The sequence below is a fragment of the Bacillus sp. NPDC094064 genome, assembly GCF_050279585.1.
Lineage (GTDB): Bacteria > Bacillota > Bacilli > Bacillales > Bacillaceae_G > Bacillus_A.
This window is the reverse complement of record NZ_JBNNUI010000006.1, coordinates 39571-60634: the sequence shown is the minus strand read 5'-3', so window position 1 is coordinate 60634 and position 21064 is coordinate 39571. Positions and strand designations below refer to the sequence as shown.

Here is a 21064-nt window from a genome sequence, read left to right as displayed (position 1 = left end):
AATTCCTCCAAATGTATGTTTTTTTATTTTAGTTATTTCATGACAAACAAATTAGCAATACCCATCCGTATTACATTGCATGCCCTCAAATGAATTTATTTTATCCTTTTCAATTTCTTTATCAATGAATCTTTCTAGCGTTTCTTTACTCGCAAGCCCTTGAATGACTTCATCTCCAATCATAATAGTTGGGACAGCCATAATGTTTGCTTCATCATATGCGTGCTGAATTGCTTCTTGATGTTTTTCTTTATATTTACGAGTTACTAAAGCATTTTTAAATTCAGCTTCAGGAAGACCTACTTCTACTGCTAATTTTGTTAACACATCAATATCTTCAATGTTTTGTTCCTCTTGGAAAAATGCTGTGAATACACGGTGATGATATTCATTTCCTAGTTCATGTTCTTTCGCAAATTGGCATCCCTCAAAAGCTAAATGTGTATATGGGTGCGGAGAAACACGTGGTAGACGCATTTCAATTCCTAATTTCTCAGCTGTAGGACGAATGAACGCATCCCATGAACCTAATTTATCTGGTTCGTTCCAAGGATCTATTTTTGAATATGGACTTGGACGTAATTCAAATGGCATCCATTCGATTTCTACATCTTTCTCTTTCTCTACTTCATCTAATGGACCTTTTGCTAAAAAACAAAACGGACATATAAAATCTGAGTATACTTTCATTTTTACAGTCATAGTTTTTACACCTTACCTTTATTGTTGTAATCAAAATAGTTACATTAATAACAAAAAAATATAAATATTATTTAAGCATTCATTTTCTCTTGCAACGATTCAAACAACTGCGCCATCGTAATATTTCTCAAAACTTCTTCCATCGCGGATTGTGCTTGAATCAAAATAACTTCTAATACAGCTTGAATATTCGCGCCAATTGGACAATCTGGATTTGGTTGCTCATGAATATGAAATAGTTTATCCTCTTCCACTACATTCACTGCATGATACACATCTAACAATGTGATTTCATGTAAATCCTTTAATAATCCAGCACCACCTGGACCTCGATTTACGTAAACAAAGCCAGCTTGTTTTAAGTACGACATAATTTTACGAATGACTACTGGATTTGTATTTACGCTCTCAGCCATATAGTCTGAAGTGCAAAGTGAAGATGGATTGTTTTTCAAAATAGATAAAATATGAACTGCTATAGAAAAGCGGCTACTAATTTTCATTATGATCACCACCTCGATGTAATCATTATAGTTACAACAAAAAGATAAGTCAATCCTTTTCATAGACTTTTTAGAGTAAACTAAAAAAGTGCCTCATTACGATATATGAGACACTTCTTCTTATTCTGCAAATTTTAATAAACGCATAAACGTTTGACGGTCAATTTTCATATTTCGGTGTTCTGCGGACAATACAGTGTTCATTGTAATATATATACGGAGAATACTGCAGAAACCATCTTTCGTTTGTAAGATTCATATGAATCATGCGGTGGTTCGAGCGTGCAGGATGTCCAATTCTCCCCATATATCCTTCATTCTCAATACAGAGTAAACATTTTGGATAGTTCTTACTTTCCAATGCTTTTTCTCTCGCAATTTGTTCCGGGTTTTTTTCCGGTTTTGATAAGTTAATCGTTATATCAATGGCACCGTATTCCGTTTTTACTTTATAATTTATGTTTTGGGCAATTTGCTTCATTTGGATATAGTTGCTATTTTTACTTAATTCATAGAAGTAATCTGTCGCAGTCATCGGATTTTGTTCGTATTTCTCATAAAACAATGCATTGATAGCGGATGGTTTGGACATAAAGACATCCATAATTACGCTTGCTAAAATCTCTCTCTCATCCAATGCTTTCTCAATAATTTCATGCGTACAAGCATATTCGATTAATTCTTCTAATAATTCTGGAATTTCTTTCTTTACAGATGCTGACACTTCCACTACAAAGCCATCTAAGCGAAACAGGGAAAGTATTTTATTCCTTACATATATTTCATCATCTTCTTCAATCAATTTAGCTTCAATAGCACGATCAATTAACTGCTGAATTGTTTGATATATCATCAACGTTTCCCTCCTCGATCCTCATAGCACTTTGGATTGTTAAGATGCCAGTTCCATGCATCTTTTATCATTTTATGGACAACAGTACGAGTTGGACTCCCCCTCATGTAAGAATCTCTTTCCCCGAACAAACTAGTAACATACCTCGGTCGCCCGCTCATTTTGCAAGCTATTTTTTTAAATTATACGTATGTAAAAACGCTTCTACAATAAACATCTTGTCGTGTTTTTTAGATATCTTGCTTTTTGTTTAATATTTCCCTAAAATCATTATAATAATAGATAAAAAGTCTATGAAGGAGGGATTCATTTGTCCAATGAGGTGTATGAGATTCCGCAATCTCAAAGAGACCATCTTCCAGTAAAACTTCTTTATGTAACAAAATCAAAATACAATAAATGTTGGCATAGCACCAATCATGCTCATCACTTTACAGAGCTATTGTATATTACCAAGGGCAAAGGAACTTTTATCTTTAACAAAGAAGAAATCCCCGTCAAAGAGCATGATTTGATTATCATCAACCCGAATGTCGAGCACACGGAAAGGTCTGATACCAATCACCCACTCGAATATATTGCACTTGGTATTCAAGGTCTCTCCTTTTCATCTACAGAAAATCCGGGTCAGATCACTATTTACAATTATAAACAGGAGCAAAAAAACTTTCTCTTTTACCTTCAGCAATTGCTTGAAGAAGCGGAAAATCAACAGGAAGATTATGAATTAATCATGCAAGATATTTTAGAAATTTTGTTGCTTAAAATGATGAGAAAAAAAGCTTTTAACGTGGAGAAAACCTCTTCTCAAAAAATCAATAAAGATATTGAATTTGTTAAAAATTATATTAAGCAGCATTTTCGTGAAAATATCAGCCTGGATACATTAGCAAAAGTAGGTCATATCAATAAATATTATCTATCACATTCCTTTAGGAAATTCGTCGGTGTTTCACCTATTGAATACTTAATTCAAATCCGGATTAGAGAAAGCAAAATATTGTTGGAAACCACCAACTATCCGATTTCCAATATTTCAACCATTACCGGCTTTTCTTCCCAATCATTCTTTGCACAATCATTTAAACGAGAAACGAATCTATCTCCTTCAAAATACAGAAATACTATAAACTCTAACAAAAATAAAACGGATTTTGATGCAAAAACTTAAGGACACTTGCAATGAATCTATAAATCTTGGACATATTGTTACTATTATTTTAGAAAAGGGGTGTTCCTATGATTCAAAAATTAAAATCATATTATGGTAAAGATATAAAGATTAATGAAGCCGTATTGTCTGAGGATTATAGCTGGTTTTTAGTCGAAGAACATAAAGTAGGGATACGAAAAACTCGATTACATAAAAAGGAACATCTATTGCTTTCATCTATCTTAACACCTATTCATACTGATACATTTTATGAAACAGAAAAAGAAAAATTGTGGTATGAAGTGTTATATAAAAATAAGAGCCTTCCTATCGTATCGGTTCGTTTTTTACACTTCTTCACAACGCACCCTTTAGTAGAAAGAGAAGAATTTCAATATGCTTTACAGTCTATGTTTCCTTTCACCACTACAACAATATGGGAGACCTCTCAAACTGGCGCCCTCATCTTAGAAGAAGATGTACCGGCATCTGTATTGCAAGCAGCCCTTGATACACTAGAAACAGATTTTTTTATATCTCTATCCTTTTTTATGGGAAGACACTATACACAAACAAATGAAATTGCTCAATTATATCAATGGGAGCGAAATTTATTTTCTGTTCTTTCTCCCTATGTATCGCAAAAAATTATACATATTGAACAACTACTTCCTTATCAACTAATGATTTCATTACCGAAAGAAGAAAGAGAAAAATACACGAATCAATTATTAGCACCCATTTCTAATAACAAGGAACTAATAGATAGTATTAAAGTATTCTTTCAATGTAATTTAAATGTATCACTTGCAGCTAAACAATTATATTTACATCGTAATACTTTACAATATCGAATTGATAAATTCATTGAAAAGACAGGAATTAATATAAAAACTTTTGAGGGTGCAGTAACAGTTTATATGGCTTTTCTTTCATTAGATATCTCGTAAACTTGCATAAAAACCTCACATTCTTTTGTGCACCATGCCAATTTACCTACGCCTTAAATAATCTTATAATTCAATTAATTATAAAAGGGAGTGAGTAATTATGACAGAACTTGTATTAGATCATATTTTTAAAGTTTATGATAATAAAACGACTGCTGTTTCTGATTTTAATTTACATATTGAAGATAAAGAGTTTATCGTATTTGTCGGACCTTCTGGATGTGGAAAATCAACAACTCTACGTATGATTGCTGGTCTAGAAGACATTTCTGACGGTTCATTTTATATTGATGGCGTACGCATGAATGATGTCGCTCCAAAAGATCGCAACATTGCAATGGTATTTCAGAATTACGCACTATATCCACATATGTCTGTTTATGAGAATATGGCTTTTGGCTTGAAACTACGAAAACTACCAAAAGCTGAAATTAATCACCGTGTAACTGAGGCGGCGAAAATCTTAGGGCTTGAAGATTACTTACAACGAAAACCGAAAGCATTATCAGGTGGACAACGCCAACGTGTTGCGCTAGGAAGAGCTATCGTTCGTGACGCAAAAATATTTTTAATGGACGAGCCTCTATCCAATTTAGACGCAAAATTACGCGTAAGTATGCGTTCCGAAATCTCTAAACTTCATCGTCGTTTAAACACGACTACTATATATGTGACACATGATCAAACAGAAGCAATGACAATGGCATCGCGCCTAGTTGTTATGAAAGATGGACTTATTCAGCAAATTGGTACTCCAAAAGAAGTATATGATAATCCTGAAAACATTTTTGTTGGAGGATTCATCGGTTCTCCAGCTATGAATTTCTTTACCGGAACATTACAAGATAAATATTTCCATATAGAAAATATTCGCTTCAAGGTACCAGAGGGTCTATTAAAAACATTAACTAAACAGGGGTATAATGGAAAAACAATCATACTCGGTATTCGTCCTGAAGACATTCATGATGAACCAATTGTTCTTCAAGCTTCTCCTGAATCCACTGTCGAAATTACAGTAGAAGTTGCTGAGTTATTAGGTGCCGAAACGATGATTCATGGCAAACTTGCGAGCCAAAACTTTATTGCACGAATCAATGCCCGTTCCGAAATTAAAGCAACCGATAAAATTCCGTTAGCTTTTAGTTTAACTAAAGCTCATTTTTTCGATATTGATACAGAACAACGTATACGTAATAATTAGACATACTTGATTAACAATTCCATGTTTTACGTAACACCTTTTCTGGCTGCTGAAAAGTCTTCTCCACAATCTAGAGAAAGAGCCTACTGTTTGTAGGCTCTTTCTCTTTCCTTATTTTTTACGACGTACGACAAACACACACGCGCCCACCGACGATACAATCGCCAAAATAGATAAGACAATTGCTATTGTTGTCATATTACTTGTACTCTCATTTTTTTCAACACTTGACACTTCTCCATGTTCTCCTGTTAATGATGTACCTTTTGTAATTGCAGTAAGTGAATGTGGTTTCTCCGCTTTTTCGTCGCCTGTCCATTCAACAATTTCTCCATCTTTATATTGTTGATATGCATCCCAAGCTATTTTTTGTTCCTTATTTGGATTTTTAGCAACGAAAGTAAATCGCTGAAACTGACCAGGTAAAATTCCCTCACCTGTTGCTTCCCATACTACAGTTTTAACTTTTCCATCTGTATCTTTTTTCTCTTCCACTTTCCATCCCGGCACTGGTTCATATTGCTGAAATTCAACTCCAGACGGTATTTTTAGTGTGACTTTTGTCGTTGCCACATTCTTTTCAACGGGTACTTTTATCGTATAAGTCTCCCAAGAGTTAACATCTGAAGTTGCTGGTTTCACAGTTACGTGAGCACTAACAGGTAACACAAAAATTCCCATTGCAATGATTGTTGCTATCATTGTTGTTCCTAATTTTTTTATACGTTTCATTTTCTATTAACTCCTTTTCATCTATTAGGCCCCTTTATCTGCCACCTACAATAAATTTATAATCTGCATCGAAGCTATCAAGAGATTTTGTTAATCCATGAACATGTATATTCCAGTTTCCTGTCATGTTAATATACATACCTTCCGCTTCATATTCTCCTGGTGAAACAGCTGAAGCTTTAAATGAACCTTTGCCCATATTCATATCTAACGATTGAGTTGTCAATACAATTTGTTCCATATCAGTAACAAGCTGTCCATTCTCATCCTTTAAAGTAATATGAAATATATTTTGTCCTACCTTATTAGGACTCACCTGTAGAGTAAGTTCATATCCATTATTTAATTGCTTACTCTCTGTAAAAGGTCCAGTAGGAGGCATCGGCGGTGTTTGTACGTTTGTCATAAAAGCTACGATTATAAAAACGATAATTCCTATGATAAATTCTATTTTCACCGTAGCTCCTAACCTTTGCTGCGCCCGCATTCTTCCCTTCACATAATGAACAATTCCCAATATTCCCATGCAAACGAATAAAAGTATCTTTGCTAATAAAGCTAATCCATACTTCGTATCAAATAGTGAATGGATCGTAGGAATAAAAAATGTACTATTAAAAAGACCCGTTATTACAATCACTATAACAGCACCTGTTGCCCACGGTGAAAAACGCTTAATTGCATCCCAATACTTAGTCCACTTATCCTCCTCTTTACGTAAAAGAAGAATAATTGATGATAAACCGCCAATCCATAATGACGCTGCAAATAAATGTAGAAAATCCATAACGATAGCAATGCCTTTAAACTTCAAACCATATGCATGACTATTTAAAGCTTTCATAACAAGCAGCCCAGTAAACAATAGTATTGGAATGCTCCATACTTTAAACGACGAAAGCTTCTCACGCTTCACCGCAAAATATGTAACTAGTATAAGCATACTAATAAGAGCCATTTGCGTTATCCATACATAACCAAAAACAGATAGCTGTAATGTTTCTTTTAATAAGAAAGGATCAAATGCTTCTAGCCATGAAACATCAGCATTCATTTTCGATTGCAACGGTAGATTGAATAGTAAACTAATGAATATACCAATTAATGAGATCCATATTATTCTCTTACTTCTTGATTGAACTTCTATTGCATTTACTTTATACATAATAAGATTAAAAAATAGAACTCCTAAAAATAGTGCGAAACTTGTATATAGAATCCCGCGTTCCATAATCATATCAATTTGCGGAACATACCCCATCTCTTCTACTTGTATATCGTCTGTGCCAGCTTCTGCTAACCCAACACGAAATGGAATCACACCTTGAATGGGATGCCCGTCAGCTGAAATAACTTTCCATTGAATTGAGTAGAGACCATTTTTGAGGTTCTCTTTTAACCCAGCTTCTAATACTTTTTTATTCTTTTTATCAATATGAGCATCTTTTAAATCTACTCTTTTACCTGAGGAATCTCTTACAAACAATGTATTAAAATGCGAAACTTGTATATCCTCATCAAATTCAATTTTTACAACAGATGGTGCTTTCTTCAACGTTTCATTTTCAGTAGGATTTGATTTCACCACATATGCATGAGCAGATACGCTTTTTGGTATCAATATGATACATACACACGCAACTAATAGCCATACCCCTAACCTTCTCATTACTTTCAAGCTTATTTCACTTCTTTCGTCTTCGTTACTACACTTTCAATACTGTTTATTTTGATTTTCTATCAAAATGTTAATCTGGTTAAGTATAGGTTTCTACATAGTGCAATACTTTATTTATCCTTCACCTCTTAACTTCCAATATTATAGCTACTACTTCCATTGATACAACTTACATTTTTAAAGCCGATTGTTATTATATCACAAAATATATTTATGTAAGTTCCAGAAGAAGAAAAGTTCTCGTGAATCATTTGTGAAGAAAATGTGAAATACATAAATAAAAAGGTGTCACATTAGTATGTAACACCTTCCACAAAAAATATTCTTCTTTTATTTCTCTTCCGGATAATCACAATATTCAATAATTGTCCCTTCCGTATCCGCTGGGTTAAGGTAAATCAATCGTCTACCATGTTTATTTATTCGAAGTGTATGCTCTAACGTTCGAATTCCTTGTTCTTTCAATTCTTCTAAAGCTACATCTAAATCATCTACACGATACGCAACATGATGAACGCCTTTCCCCTTTTGTTTAATAAATCGTGCGATTGGAGATGTCGTATTATTCGTAGGCGCAAGTAATTCAATTCTATCACCGTCTACTTCCATAATAGCAACTTCACTTTCAACTCCTGGCGCTTCACTTACGTAACGGTCAATTAAAGTTCCTGACAAAACCGTTTCATAAAAATGTATCGTACTATCTATATCACGAACTGCGATTCCAATATGATCAATTGTTTTTTTCATTTTATTTCCCCTAATACTTTATTTTTTCTCACTATTAATAGTAACAAAAAAAGTCATAGAAACAAGTTCTATAACTTTTTTTATTTAACCTATTTTCTTACCCGCTCTAGTTGCTGGTTGAACTTGATTTTTCACTTTTAAAACGCTAATACCATATCCGATAAATCCACCGATAATCGCTGGGAAGATCCAGCCTAATCCTACTTCTTGCATTGGAAGGAATTTAGTGAACACTTTGCTTACTACTTCAATGTTAACTCCAGCTGCACTCAATCCATCGAATAAGCTGATGATAAATGTTACGATTAAACTCACTTGATAAACTTCAGCTCTTCCTTTAAATAGTGAATGGAAGAATGTTAAGAAAATCAATACAATTGCTAGTGGATAAATTGCTGTCAATACCGGAACAGAAACTGCGATTAGTTGTGTTAATCCTACGTTTGCAACAATTGCACTAAATACACATAGCGTGATTGCGATTGCTTTGTAAGGAACATTTGGGAATAACTTATGGAAGAATGAAGAACATGCTGATACAAGTCCCACACTAGTCGTTAAACAAGCAACTGTAATCATCAATCCTAATAATACGCCACCATATGATCCGAAATAGTAGTTAGAAACTTTTGCTAATACTTCTCCACCGTTTTCTAAATATCCAAGTTTCGCAACACTTGAAGCCCCCATATAAGAAAGCGCTGTATAAATAATTGCTAAAATAGATGCTGCAATGATTGTCGCCTTTGCACAAACGACCATAATTTGTTTTTTCGTTTTCGCACCTTTTTCTTTAATTGCATTAATGATGATGATCCCAAATACGAATGATGCAAGTGTGTCCATTGTTAAGTATCCTTCTTGGAATCCTTTAAAGAACGCATGCGATGTATAATCTTCAACTGGCGCTTGCAGATCTCCAATCGGATGAATAAAAGCAACGATTACTAAAATCCCGATGAATGTTAATTTAATTGGTGTTAATATTTTCCCAACAATATCGACAATTTTTGCAGGATTTAGCGAAAAAAAACAAGTGATGCTAAAGAATATAATTGTAAAAAGAATTAACGATGTAGAACCTAATCCTTCTGGTATAAACGGTTTAAGACCAATTTCATAAGAAACATTTCCTGTTCTTGGTATTGCAAATAACGGGCCGATTGCTAAGTATAAAACTGTTGTAAACACAATCCCGAACACTGGGTGAACACGACTTGCTAATGACTGTAAATCATCTTTACCTGAAAAACCAAATGCTAGTACACCTAGTAATGGTAATCCAACACCTGTTACTAAAAATCCAGCGTTAGCAATCCATACATTTTCTCCTGCCGATTGACCAAGCATCGCTGGGAATATTAAATTTCCTGCTCCAAAAAATAGGGCGAATAACATTAAACCAATAACTACAACGAACGAGAACGGTACTTTATTCGTCATCATATAACCTCCATTCAAAATAACCTATATCATTTCCATTTTTAACTAATTGAATTTTCTGAATATTTAATTTGAACATCAACTATTCTTGAACTAATTATAGTTTGAAAGATAATATTTTGCAATACTATTTTCAAACTTTTCTTTCATTTTATTAATATACATTTTTTAACATTAGTAATAGACTAAAAAACCAACATGGTCATCCATGTTGGTTTTTCCATTTACTATCATTAGTTAAAATTGCGCCGCTACTTTTTTCACGTTTTCTAAACCTTCTTCAACAATTTGTTGTGAACGATCTGGATATTGATTGTGTCCTTCAATTACAACTGTCTCTGGATTTGTAATTCCCCAGAATCCAAGCACATTTGTTACATAATTAACTGCCATTTCCATAGGAGCCATTTGATCTGAAGAGTAATCTGAACCACGAGCACCTAACACAACTACTTTCTTATCACCAGCTAAACCTTCTGGACCATTTGCTGTATATTTAAACGTTTTGCCCGCTTGAGAAAGGTATGAAATATACGTAATTAATGGTGCTGGCACTGTAAAGTTCCATAATGGGAATGCAAATACAACTTTATCTGCTTCTAAAAACTGATTTAAATATTGATCTACTGTTGCTACAGCCTTTTCTTCTTCTGCTGTTAACTCCATTCCTTGACTACGTTTATATCCGCCTGAAATAGCGACATTTCCGTAATAAGGAAGATCTAGTGCAAATAAATCTAACTCCGTCACTTCTGTATTTGGATTTGCTTCTTTATAAGTACTTACAAATGTTTCATACATTTTTGAACTAACTGCTTGCTCCGCTGGACGATCGTTTGCTTTTACAAATAATACTTTTGACATAACTTGATTCTCCTCTACTTTTGTATTTTCTTCTTTTTTACCAAATAATGAGCTAAATAATCCCACTCGCCTCACCTAAACTTTCTTTTCATATTCATTATTCATCATCATAAAAATTCTTATTCTAAGAAAAAATTCCAATAGATACCTTAAGTTAAACTCTCTAAAACTTTTTGTTATTTAATTACCTTATGTAAGTGAGTATATTACAACCACTTACTTTAGTCAAGTAACTTTTTAAAATTAAAAATATCTCAAATTAAAAATATATAAGAAAGATATTCCCTCAGTCAAAATGTTAAACTCGAAAACACATACGTGAAATACCTTGTATAATACAATTAGAGAGAGAAATTCACCAATAGAGAGGATTTATTAATGAGTACTTTAGAAAAGATTCAAACCTTTATCATTCTTGCAGCTGTTATATTCGGAGTTATATTGGGGCAATTTAATATGATACATATGCATTCTGAAAAATTTATTGTCCCCTTCTTATTTTTCATGCTATATGGACTATTCCTCAGCATCCCATTAAAAGAAATAAAAAACGGATTCCGCAATTTAAAATTTGCTGGAACAAGCCTTACCATTAATTTTTTATGGACACCTCTCCTCGCTTGGGGATTAGGTGCACTATTTCTTTCAGATCATCCAGCACTTTGGGTTGGGTTTATTATGTTAATGGTTACTCCATGTACAGATTGGTACTTAATATTTACTGAAATAGCGAAAGGAAATGTGGCGCTTTCTACTGCAATTCTACCTGTAAATTTAATTTTGCAAGTACTACTCCTTCCAATTTATTTATTTTTATTTGCTGGTGTAATGAAGACCGTAGCAGTTTCTGTTTTAGTAGAAAGTATTGTTATCGTAATCGTCTTACCATTTTTACTTGCACACGCTACAAAATTCATTATGAATAAAATGAAAAAAGCTAAAACACTCGAGAATAAACTCATTCCATTTTTCAGCTCTGCCCAAATTGTATTTTTAAGTTTAGCCATAGTAGCGATGTTTGCATCCCAAGGTAAATATTTACTACAAAACATGAATGTCGTTTTATTATTACTGATTCCTGTTCTATTGTTCTTCATTATTAATTTTTTACTAGGACAATTTATCGGGCGCATTATGCGTTTATCTTATAAAGATACAGTAAGCCTAAACTTAACAACATTAGCAAGAAACTCGCCTGTTGCGCTCGCTATTGCTGTGACTGCTTTTCCAGACGAGCCTCTTATTGCACTTGCACTCGTTATTGGGCCGTTGATTGAGCTGCCCGTACTCGCTTGTGTTTCACAAGTGTTGTTGCTTATTAAGAAAAAACAATACTAGGTAAACTAGGAAAAATAAAAACTCGTCCCAGTGTCCATTTACACATGCGACGAGTTTTATTATTACAGTTTTTTTAAAGAACATATAGTAAGTAATTTTATAATACGGACTTCCTCTTACACTCTAATATCCTCTATTTTCAATAAGATATCCTTTGAACTTCGTCAAAAATTGAATCATTCAAAAGCGTTATTTTTTCAATTTATGATTCGTGCAACCCCTTAGCTTAATAGTGATTGGTCCGTATCCCTATAAGTAACTAGCTATTTGAGAGTAACATGTTGTATTCATTATTTTAATTATTGGGAGTTGTTAATAGTAAATCTTTTATTAAAGATTCCCACTGCTTAGAAACAATTGCTCCTGTAAATTCCTTAATTACTTCATATGAATTCTCACTATAGCGTTCTCTTGTTTGATCATGTTGTAATAATTCTATTACTTTTTCAGCAAATTGTTCCATATTATCCGCTTCAACTTTCATAGAATTTTCACCATGTCTTAAGTAATCCCCTAAATAATCAATATCAAAATAAATAACGGGACATCCACATGCAATTGCTTCTTGGGCAGCTAAACAAAATCCCTCATTGCGGCTTGTTAGTAAAAAACAGCTACTTTCGTTTAAAATTTGTTTAGTTTGAAACGTAAAGGGATGTATAAAAATACTTTTCTCCATATTATTTCTCTTTATTATATCTATTAATTTACTTTTTTCTTTACCTTCTCCATAAATATGCAATGTTGCAGAAGGAATTTTTTTCACTACCCTTGTAAAAATTCCAACCATTTTATCAATCTGTTTTTCGGGTGATAATCTTGCAAATAAAACACACTTATTTTTTTCACGTTTTTCAAAAGGAACTTTTTCAATTTCACCAGAAATAGAATGAGGTATTACAGCTAACTTCTCTTCTCCCCCGAATCTATTAGCAATATCCTGCTTTTGCTTTCCGGTTAAAACCACAATTTTCTCAACTTGATTAAAGTCCTTCCAAATCGGTATGTAATTCGAATTAAGTGCCCCATTTAATTTATCACTCGGATTATTATAAAAAGTACTATGAATTATAGGAACAACGTGGACCTTGGGGTTTCTTATGTTTTTTACAATATGATAATAAAATCGATTTTTGTCCACGAACAAAATGCTTTCATCATCATTTTTTATTTTCTGTGTAATCCAAATTTGAATTAATTCTTCTTCTGTCACACTTTTGCGAAAGTTACCACATTCATCCATTAACAAGAAAATATCCTGTTTTATATCTTTAACTAAAGCTATTGTGCCGTCTGTTCTGTAATATTCTTCACGTACTATTTTTTGTGTATCATCGAAATACTGCTTACTAGACAATGTACCGTATTCATCAAATAGCTCCTTCATATACTTTTTCCCATGAATAAAATTGTTAATATAGTTAATTTTCTGTTTGTCTTTCTCATCGTATACGATGTATTTTATAACTTCTTTATTTTCATTTATTACTTTCACAACATTTTCTTGATTAGGTTCTTGAGCAGCAGACCATATACTCTCACTAACATGTTTAGATATTTTCCGATTTTCCGAGTGTTGAAAATCTCCATATAGATTTGCGAAATTCACCTTATTAGACAATCTATAAGAATCCAAATACATCGATCTGCATTTATCTAATGTTCTTCTATATTTTAATGATAATAGTTTTATATCATAATTTAAAAATTCATCAAAGATTTGGGCTCTCTTTAGCGAAGATATCTCAATCCCCGTTAATTTTTCACCATAATCTAAATTTAGAAAATACACTCCTATTTTCCTCATTAAAAATCTCCTTTCACTCAAAAACCTACTTAAAGAAGTTCCACTATAACTGTATAATCATTAATACGTTATTTATCCCACTATTTGTGAGCAGTAAAACTCCACTTCAAAATTCAGCTTAAACAAAGAAGTTAAGTGGGAGATGAACAAAATCCCACCGGACTAAACTTTCACTTTATACCCAAACTTAATTTTGTGGATTTTTTAAATAATTAATAAATCCTGAAAGAAAATGCTCTGCATCATCTATTCTAGTTCTAAAACGATCATGCCGAGAATAGAATCCATATTGTATCTTTTGTGGGTTTTTAAAATACATTGCTATTTCTGGCAGAAAAACTCCTGTAATTTCATGTCGAGCTCGTTTGGTTCTAATTTTTTCAAACTTCTCTACATCATATTTTTCTAATAGTTCAGGATGTTCTTTTTTACATTTTTCTATTAATAAATGAGCAGAGTTCATAAGCTCTAGAAGAGTAGGGTATGCCGTCTCTCTTTTATCAATAAATTCCAAGTGTTCAAAAGCATTTCTAATTCCAAAATCGAAATAGTCAGGACAATTGATATAATATGTAATTTCATTTGCGGCGTAACTTAACCAATGGTCATGATATTTCCAATATTTCTTTTCAATCAAACGGTCAAAAATGCGTTGCGCAAGCTCTAAAATATGCTTATCTTGAACTAAAGTATATAAACGCATTAATCCAAAAACAGCTTCTCCATCATAATAAACCGTCCGAAACTCTTCTACTACTTGAAGTGTTTCCCCATCTAAAACATGTACGGTATTTCCAGCCTTGTCCACCATTCTTTCAAGGGCGGAAACAACCTGTAAACAAGAGGATTCATACTCTCTTGATCCTGTAATAGACATATATTTACTTAATGCAAGCAAGACCATACCTTGCGCACCTAGTTTAATCTCCCTATTTGTACTTTCAAAAAAGAACCGTTGATTATCTACTAGTTTACTTAAATGTTTAATTCCCCAATCAATAGAGGATTTAATTTTTTTAACCATCGAAAAGTCCTTTGTATATTCAAGAACTTCTAATAAGGCATATAAACTAGAAAAATGACGAATTGTATTATAACTTGTCAAAGTACGGTCATAGCAAGGAAAATATCCGTATACAAATTTACCGTCATGTGAAAGTTGATTTACTAAAAACTTTCCACCCTCTTCCACAATATGAGTTAGTAGTTTCTTTTCATTTTTTCCATTTATAAAACGGATACCGTTATACAACTCTCTTTTTTGCAAGTCTACTAATGTACCGCTTTCTTCAATAAGAAATGATTTCGTTGTGAATATATGTAAAACTTTTGAATGGAGCATTTCTTCTTTTAGGAAGAGTGGTCTTTTATACTTTTCAAAAATATACTTATTAAGATTATTAAAATCAAAATGCAAATCAACATTACCTAATTGTGAAATCCGATAATTAGGACCAGGTTTTAAAATTTCATTTGCATTTATCTCTTGCTCTAAAAAGGCTACTTCAAATCGATTATCAAAAGCTATGCCGTATCTAAAATAATTGTTTCTTTCTATCGTGCTAAATTGTTGCTGTAATTCTTCATAACTCATAGTACGTACTGAATCAACAACGTCAATCTTAATCCATGGTGAAACGTTGTAATATCTATCAATATGACGTTCTATCTTCGTCCAAATTCTATTGGAATTTTCATGTCGAGTTTGCCATACGAAAGCTCGTTTGTTTAGAAAACCTACAGAAACAAAAGCTATTTTCTGAGAATGATCCTGTGGTAATGATGCTAGTACTCTTTTTTTTACCTTTTCAAGTAACTCAGATCGGGATATTCGTGTCATTTTCTCACTCCATCTATCAATTATACGTTTTACATTATACACACATTACCATTTTTCGGAAAGTAGATTTTCACTCCCTTTTACCTTCTATCTCTCCTTCATATAAGAATTCTAATTTGAAATTTTTTCATTAAATACATAAAAACAAAAAAAATCCTAAACATTTCCATTTTAATATGATACCATATCATAGGTGTGACACAAATATACATTTTACAGCAATTTTGTGTCATACTTAACAACTTTTTGTAACAGTTAACGGAATTACATTTTATGTACTTAATATTACATGAAATAAATTAATTAAACCATTATTACATAATATTAATTTATTTAACTAACATTACATAGAGTTAATTATTACTTTTATATTAAGTGAAATTAATCTAGTACTTCTATACTACAAAAGAGTAAATTTATTCACTTAATATTACATGAAACTAACTACACGAAATTAATATTACATGTAGTTAATCAAAGGGGAAGAGAATACATGAAAAAGAAGGTCAACTATAAGAAAAAGTTGAACGCTAATAACTCTAGAAAACTAATGCTATCTGCCAAACTATTAACAGCAACTTGTGTACTGATTGCACCTTTCGCACCAAATGCTTCAAATCATATACCATTTGCTCAATCAGGGGTAGCTTACGCAGATGGTCTTACAGATATTACGATTCTACAAAATGCAAAATTAACAACGTCTAACGATCGTCCAGTACAAAAACCTGATGGATCATACGATTTTGATTTAACATTATCAGGCCGAGCACTAGCTGAAGTAGGCGCTTTAGATGATAAAAAAATTGTTTTCACAATTCCAAAAGAACTTCGGGGAAAAATTACAAATCCGACAGTTGACATCAGCGTCGAACTATTACCTTTACAACTTGCAGATGTCCCATTACTAAACACTACTTTAACTGGTCTTCAAGCAACATTGGAAACGGTTAACGGTATCTTAAAACCAATCAGTAAAGTTCCACTTGTTGGTAGACTTGTTAGTGGGCTCATAACTGCGATTACAAATTTAACAACTAACATCAATCAAACTATCGAAGGACTAAAACATTTAGGAACTTATACAGACTCACTTCCAGGTGTAATTTCAAACGACGGTAGTACTATTACTGTCGATTTCGATGAAGGTCTAGGGAATTACTTGCAAAAAACATATGCGGAAATTCTTAGTCCTCTTGTGAATGGATTGGATCAATTTGTTAAGGAGTTAATAAACGGACTTCCAGTTTTAGGGAAAATTCTAGGGCCAGTTTTAACTCCAATTGTAGATACTGCTTTAAAACCGGTACTAGCCCTACTTCAAGGAGTAATTAACGGAACTGGAGATCTAGCTAATGCACTACTAAATGCTAGAATTCTAGGAGAAAACAAATATACATTGCATGCAACAACTTTAGATCCGAATATTCCGCTTTCTGATTTCCATGCCGCAGCAATAAAAGGGAATTTAATTAATCTAGATTTAATTACTTCAGGCGCATCGAAACAAAGAATTTACTGGAAAGATGACTCTGATAGCGACTCTGATTCCGACTCTGATTCTGACTCTGATTCTGACTCTGATTCTGATTCCGATTCTGACAGCGACTCTGACTCTGATTCTGACAGTGACTCTGATTCCGACTCTGATTCCGATTCCGACAGTGATTCCGATTCTGATAGCGACTCTGATTCCGACAGCGACTCTGACAGCGATTCTGATTCCGATAGTGATTCCGATAGTGACTCTGATAGTGACTCTGATTCCGACTCTGACTCTGACTCTGATTCCGATAGTGACTCTGACTCTGATTCTGATTCTGATTCTGATTCCGACTCTGATTCCGATTCTGATTCCGACTCTGACTCTGATTCCGACTCTGATTCTGATTCCGACTCTGATTCCGATTCCGATTCCGACTCTGATTCCGATTCCGATTCCGATTCCGACTCTGATTCTGATTCTGATTCTGATTCTGATTCCGATTCCGATTCCGACTCTGATTCTGACTCTGATTCTGATAGTGACTCTGATTCTGACTCTGATTCTGATTCCGATAGTGACTCTGATTCCGATTCTGATAGCGATTCTGATAGCGATTCCGATTCTGACTCTGATTCTGACTCTGATTCCGATAGCGACTCTGATTCCGACTCTGATTCTGATTCCGATTCTGACAGTGACTCTGATTCCGACTCTGACTCCGATAGCGATTCTGACTCTGATTCTGACAGTGACTCTGATAGCGACAGCGACTCTGATAGCGACTCTGATTCTGATTCCGATAGTGACTCTGATTCCGATAGCGACTCTGACTCTGATTCTGATAGCGACTCTGACTCTGACTCTGACTCTGATTCTGATAGCGACAGTGACTCTGATTCTGATTCCGACTCTGACTCTGATTCCGACTCTGATTCTGATTCCGACTCTGATTCTGATTCCGACTCTGACTCTGATTCCGATTCTGATTCTGATTCTGATTCTGACAGTGACTCTGATTCTGATAGTGACTCTGACTCTGACTCTGATAGCGACAGTGACTCTGATTCCGATAGCGACTCTGATTCCGATAGCGATTCTGATTCTGACTCTGACTCTGATAGCGACAGTGATTCTGATTCTGATTCCGATTCCGACTCTGATTCTGATAGCGACAGTGACTCTGATTCCGATTCCGATTCTGATAGCGACTCTGACAGCGATTCTGATTCCGATAGTGATTCCGACTCTGACTCTGATTCCGATTCTGATTCCGATTCCGATTCTGATAGCGACAGTGATTCTGATTCTGATTCCGATTCCGATTCTGATAGCGACAGTGATTCTGATTCCGATAGTGACTCTGATTCTGACAGCGACTCTGATTCCGATTCTGACTCTGATTCCGATTCTGATTCCGACTCTGACTCTGATTCTGACTCTGATTCCGACTCTGATTCCGATTCCGACTCTGATTCTGATTCCGACTCTGATTCTGATTCCGACTCTGATTCTGATTCCGACTCTGATTCCGATTCTGATTCTGATTCTGATTCTGATTCTGACAGTGACTCTGATTCTGACTCTGATTCCGACTCTGACTCTGATTCCGATTCTGACAGTGACTCTGATAGCGACAGCGACTCTGATTCTGATAGCGACTCTGATTCCGATTCCGACAGCGATTCTGACTCTGATTCTGACAGTGACTCTGATAGCGACAGTGACTCTGATTCCGATAGCGACTCTGATTCTGATTCTGATTCTGACAGTGACTCTGATTCCGACAGCGACTCTGATTCTGATTCTGACTCTGACTCAGATAGTGATTCCGATAGTGACTCTGATTCTGACAGCGACTCTGATTCTGATTCTGACTCTGATTCTGACTCTGATTCCGATAGCGACTCTGATTCTGATTCTGACTCTGATTCCGATAGTGATTCTGATTCTGACAGCGACTCTGATTCCGATTCTGACTCTGATTCCGATTCTGATTCCGACTCTGACTCTGATTCCGATTCTGATTCTGATTCTGACAGTGACTCTGATTCTGACTCTGATTCTGACTCTGATTCCGACTCTGATTCCGACTCTGATTCCGATAGTGACTCTGATAGCGACAGCGACTCTGATTCCGATTCTGACAGTGACTCTGATAGCGACAGCGACTCTGATTCTGATAGCGACTCCGATTCCGACAGCGATTCTGACTCTGATTCTGACAGTGACTCTGATTCCGATAGTGACTCTGATTCTGATTCTGATTCCGATTCTGATAGCGACTCTGATTCCGATAGTGACTCTGATTCTGATTCCGACTCTGATTCCGACTCTGATTCCGATAGTGACTCTGACTCTGACTCTGACTCTGACTCTGACTCTGATTCCGACTCTGACAGCGATTCCGACTCTGACAGCGATTCTGATTCTGACAGTGACTCTGATTCTGATTCCGATAGCGACTCTGATTCTGATAGCGACTCTGATAGTGATTCCGATAGTGACTCTGATTCCGACAGCGATTCTGATAGCGACAGTGATTCCGATAGCGACAGCGACTCTGATTCTGACAGTGACTCTGATTCTGATTCCGACTCTGATTCCGACTCTGATTCCGACTCTGATTCCGACTCTGATTCCGACTCTGATTCCGATAGTGACTCTGACTCTGACTCTGATTCCGACAGCGATTCTGATTCTGACAGTGACTCTGATTCTGATAGCGACTCTGATAGTGATTCTGATAGTGATTCCGATAGTGACTCTGATTCCGACAGCGATTCTGATTCCGATTCTGATAGCGACAGTGATTCCGATAGCGACAGCGACTCTGATTCTGACAGTGACTCTGATTCCGACTCTGATTCTGATTCTGATTCCGATTCCGATTCTGATAGCGACAGTGATTCTGATTCCGATAGTGACTCTGATTCTGACAGCGACTCTGATTCCGATTCTGACTCTGATTCCGATTCTGATTCTGATTCTGATTCTGACAGTGACTCTGATTCTGACTCTGATTCCGATTCTGACAGTGACTCTGATAGCGACAGCGACTCTGATTCCGATTCCGACAGCGATTCTGACTCTGATTCTGACAGTGACTCTGATTCTGATTCCGATAGTGACTCTGACTCTGATTCCGATTCTGACAGTGACTCTGATAGCGACAGCGACTCTGATTCCGATTCCGACAGCGATTCTGACTCTGATTCTGACTCTGACTCTGATTCCGATTCTGACAGTGACTCTGATAGCGACAGCGACTCTGATTCTGACTCTGATTCCGACAGCGATTCTGACTCTGATTCCGATAGTGACTCTGATTCCGATAGTGACTCTGATTCTGATTCCGACTCTGATTCCGATTCCGATTCTGACAGTGACTCTGATTCCGACTCTGATTCTGACAGTGACTCTGATTCTGATTCCGATAGCGACTCTGATTCTGACTCTGATTCTGACTCTGACTCTGATTCTGATAGCGACTCTGATAGTGATTCCGATAGTGACTCTGATTCCGACAGCGATTCTGATTCTGATAGCGACTCTGATTCCGATTCCGACAGCGATTCTGACTCTGATTCTGACAGTGACTCTGATTCCGATAGTGACTCTGACTCTGATTCCGATTCTGACAGTGACTCTGATTCTGATTCCGATTCTGACAGTGACTCTGATTCCGATAGTGACTCTGATTCCGATAGTGACTCTGATTCTGATTCCGACTCTGACAGCGATTCTGACAGCGATTCTGATTC

At 35.2% G+C, this 21064-nt stretch carries 14 protein-coding genes and 1 pseudogene; 5 read left to right on the top strand and 10 right to left on the bottom strand.

What is annotated here, in order from left to right; all coding sequences use genetic code 11:
* Window positions 1–51: 51 nt before the first annotated feature.
* The 3 genes and pseudogenes from ACQKNI_RS14945 to ACQKNI_RS14935 form a co-directional block, all read right to left on the bottom strand.
* Window positions 52–702 carry a DsbA family oxidoreductase gene (locus tag ACQKNI_RS14945; RefSeq protein ID WP_098252242.1) on the bottom strand — a complete coding sequence of 217 codons (651 nt, stop codon included), beginning with the start codon at window positions 700–702 and terminating at the stop codon, window positions 52–54.
* Between the two features lie 71 nt (window positions 703–773).
* Window positions 774–1205, bottom strand: coding sequence for an Rrf2 family transcriptional regulator (locus ACQKNI_RS14940; protein WP_088230603.1), 432 nt, complete (start codon window positions 1203–1205; stop codon window positions 774–776).
* Window positions 1206–1328: 123 nt separating this feature from the next.
* A pseudogene (locus ACQKNI_RS14935) lies at window positions 1329–2058 on the bottom strand (UDP-glucose--hexose-1-phosphate uridylyltransferase); the annotation flags it as partial.
* A gap of 310 nt (window positions 2059–2368) precedes the next feature.
* On the opposite strand from ACQKNI_RS14935, the gene ACQKNI_RS14930 reads away from it, so the two are divergent.
* The 3 genes from ACQKNI_RS14930 (at window position 2369) to ACQKNI_RS14920 (ending at window position 5365) form a co-directional block, all read left to right on the top strand.
* Entirely contained in the window at window positions 2369–3229 is an 861-nt protein-coding gene (locus ACQKNI_RS14930; protein ID WP_098357523.1) for an AraC family transcriptional regulator, read from the top strand.
* Between the two features lie 68 nt (window positions 3230–3297).
* Window positions 3298–4161: a PucR family transcriptional regulator gene (locus ACQKNI_RS14925; protein WP_088230605.1), complete on the top strand. Its 864-nt coding sequence runs from the start codon at window positions 3298–3300 to the stop codon at window positions 4159–4161.
* 100 nt (window positions 4162–4261) lie between these two features.
* The gene (locus ACQKNI_RS14920; RefSeq protein ID WP_088230606.1) at window positions 4262–5365 is read left to right on the top strand and encodes an ABC transporter ATP-binding protein; all 1104 of its coding nucleotides are present in this window, start codon (window positions 4262–4264) and stop codon (window positions 5363–5365) included.
* Window positions 5366–5476: 111 nt separating this feature from the next.
* On the opposite strand, the gene ACQKNI_RS14915 is transcribed toward ACQKNI_RS14920, so the two are convergent.
* The 5 genes from ACQKNI_RS14915 to ACQKNI_RS14895 form a co-directional block, all read right to left on the bottom strand.
* Window positions 5477–6097, bottom strand: coding sequence for a YcnI family protein (locus ACQKNI_RS14915; RefSeq protein WP_088230607.1), 621 nt, complete (start codon window positions 6095–6097; stop codon window positions 5477–5479).
* A gap of 34 nt (window positions 6098–6131) precedes the next feature.
* A complete protein-coding gene (locus tag ACQKNI_RS14910) occupies window positions 6132–7781 on the bottom strand; it encodes a copper resistance CopC/CopD family protein (RefSeq protein WP_141552139.1) in 1650 nt (549 codons plus the stop codon).
* A gap of 324 nt (window positions 7782–8105) precedes the next feature.
* On the bottom strand, window positions 8106–8525 hold the full coding sequence (locus tag ACQKNI_RS14905; protein WP_088230608.1) for a VOC family protein: 420 nt from the start codon (window positions 8523–8525) through the stop codon (window positions 8106–8108).
* Window positions 8526–8609: 84 nt separating this feature from the next.
* Window positions 8610–9968, bottom strand: coding sequence for a branched-chain amino acid transport system II carrier protein (gene brnQ, locus ACQKNI_RS14900; protein WP_088230609.1), 1359 nt, complete (start codon window positions 9966–9968; stop codon window positions 8610–8612).
* A gap of 237 nt (window positions 9969–10205) precedes the next feature.
* Window positions 10206–10898 carry an FMN-dependent NADH-azoreductase gene (locus tag ACQKNI_RS14895; protein WP_088230610.1) on the bottom strand — a complete coding sequence of 231 codons (693 nt, stop codon included), beginning with the start codon at window positions 10896–10898 and terminating at the stop codon, window positions 10206–10208.
* Window positions 10899–11210: 312 nt separating this feature from the next.
* Between ACQKNI_RS14895 and ACQKNI_RS14890 the strand changes: the two genes are divergently transcribed.
* Window positions 11211–12170 carry an arsenic resistance protein gene (locus tag ACQKNI_RS14890; RefSeq protein WP_088230611.1) on the top strand — a complete coding sequence of 320 codons (960 nt, stop codon included), beginning with the start codon at window positions 11211–11213 and terminating at the stop codon, window positions 12168–12170.
* 295 nt (window positions 12171–12465) lie between these two features.
* Here the strand turns inward: ACQKNI_RS14890 and ACQKNI_RS14885 are convergent, their stop codons facing one another.
* Complete coding sequence (locus ACQKNI_RS14885) at window positions 12466–13977, bottom strand: glycosyltransferase (protein WP_170933761.1); 1512 nt, start codon at window positions 13975–13977, stop codon at window positions 12466–12468.
* Window positions 13978–14164: 187 nt separating this feature from the next.
* Window positions 14165–15817 carry a hypothetical protein gene (locus ACQKNI_RS14880; protein WP_098357522.1) on the bottom strand — a complete coding sequence of 551 codons (1653 nt, stop codon included), beginning with the start codon at window positions 15815–15817 and terminating at the stop codon, window positions 14165–14167.
* 493 nt (window positions 15818–16310) lie between these two features.
* Here ACQKNI_RS14880 and ACQKNI_RS14875 point away from each other — a divergent pair.
* On the top strand, window positions 16311–21064 hold a 4754-nt coding region (locus tag ACQKNI_RS14875; RefSeq protein WP_427282482.1), incomplete at its 3' end, for an adhesive domain-containing protein.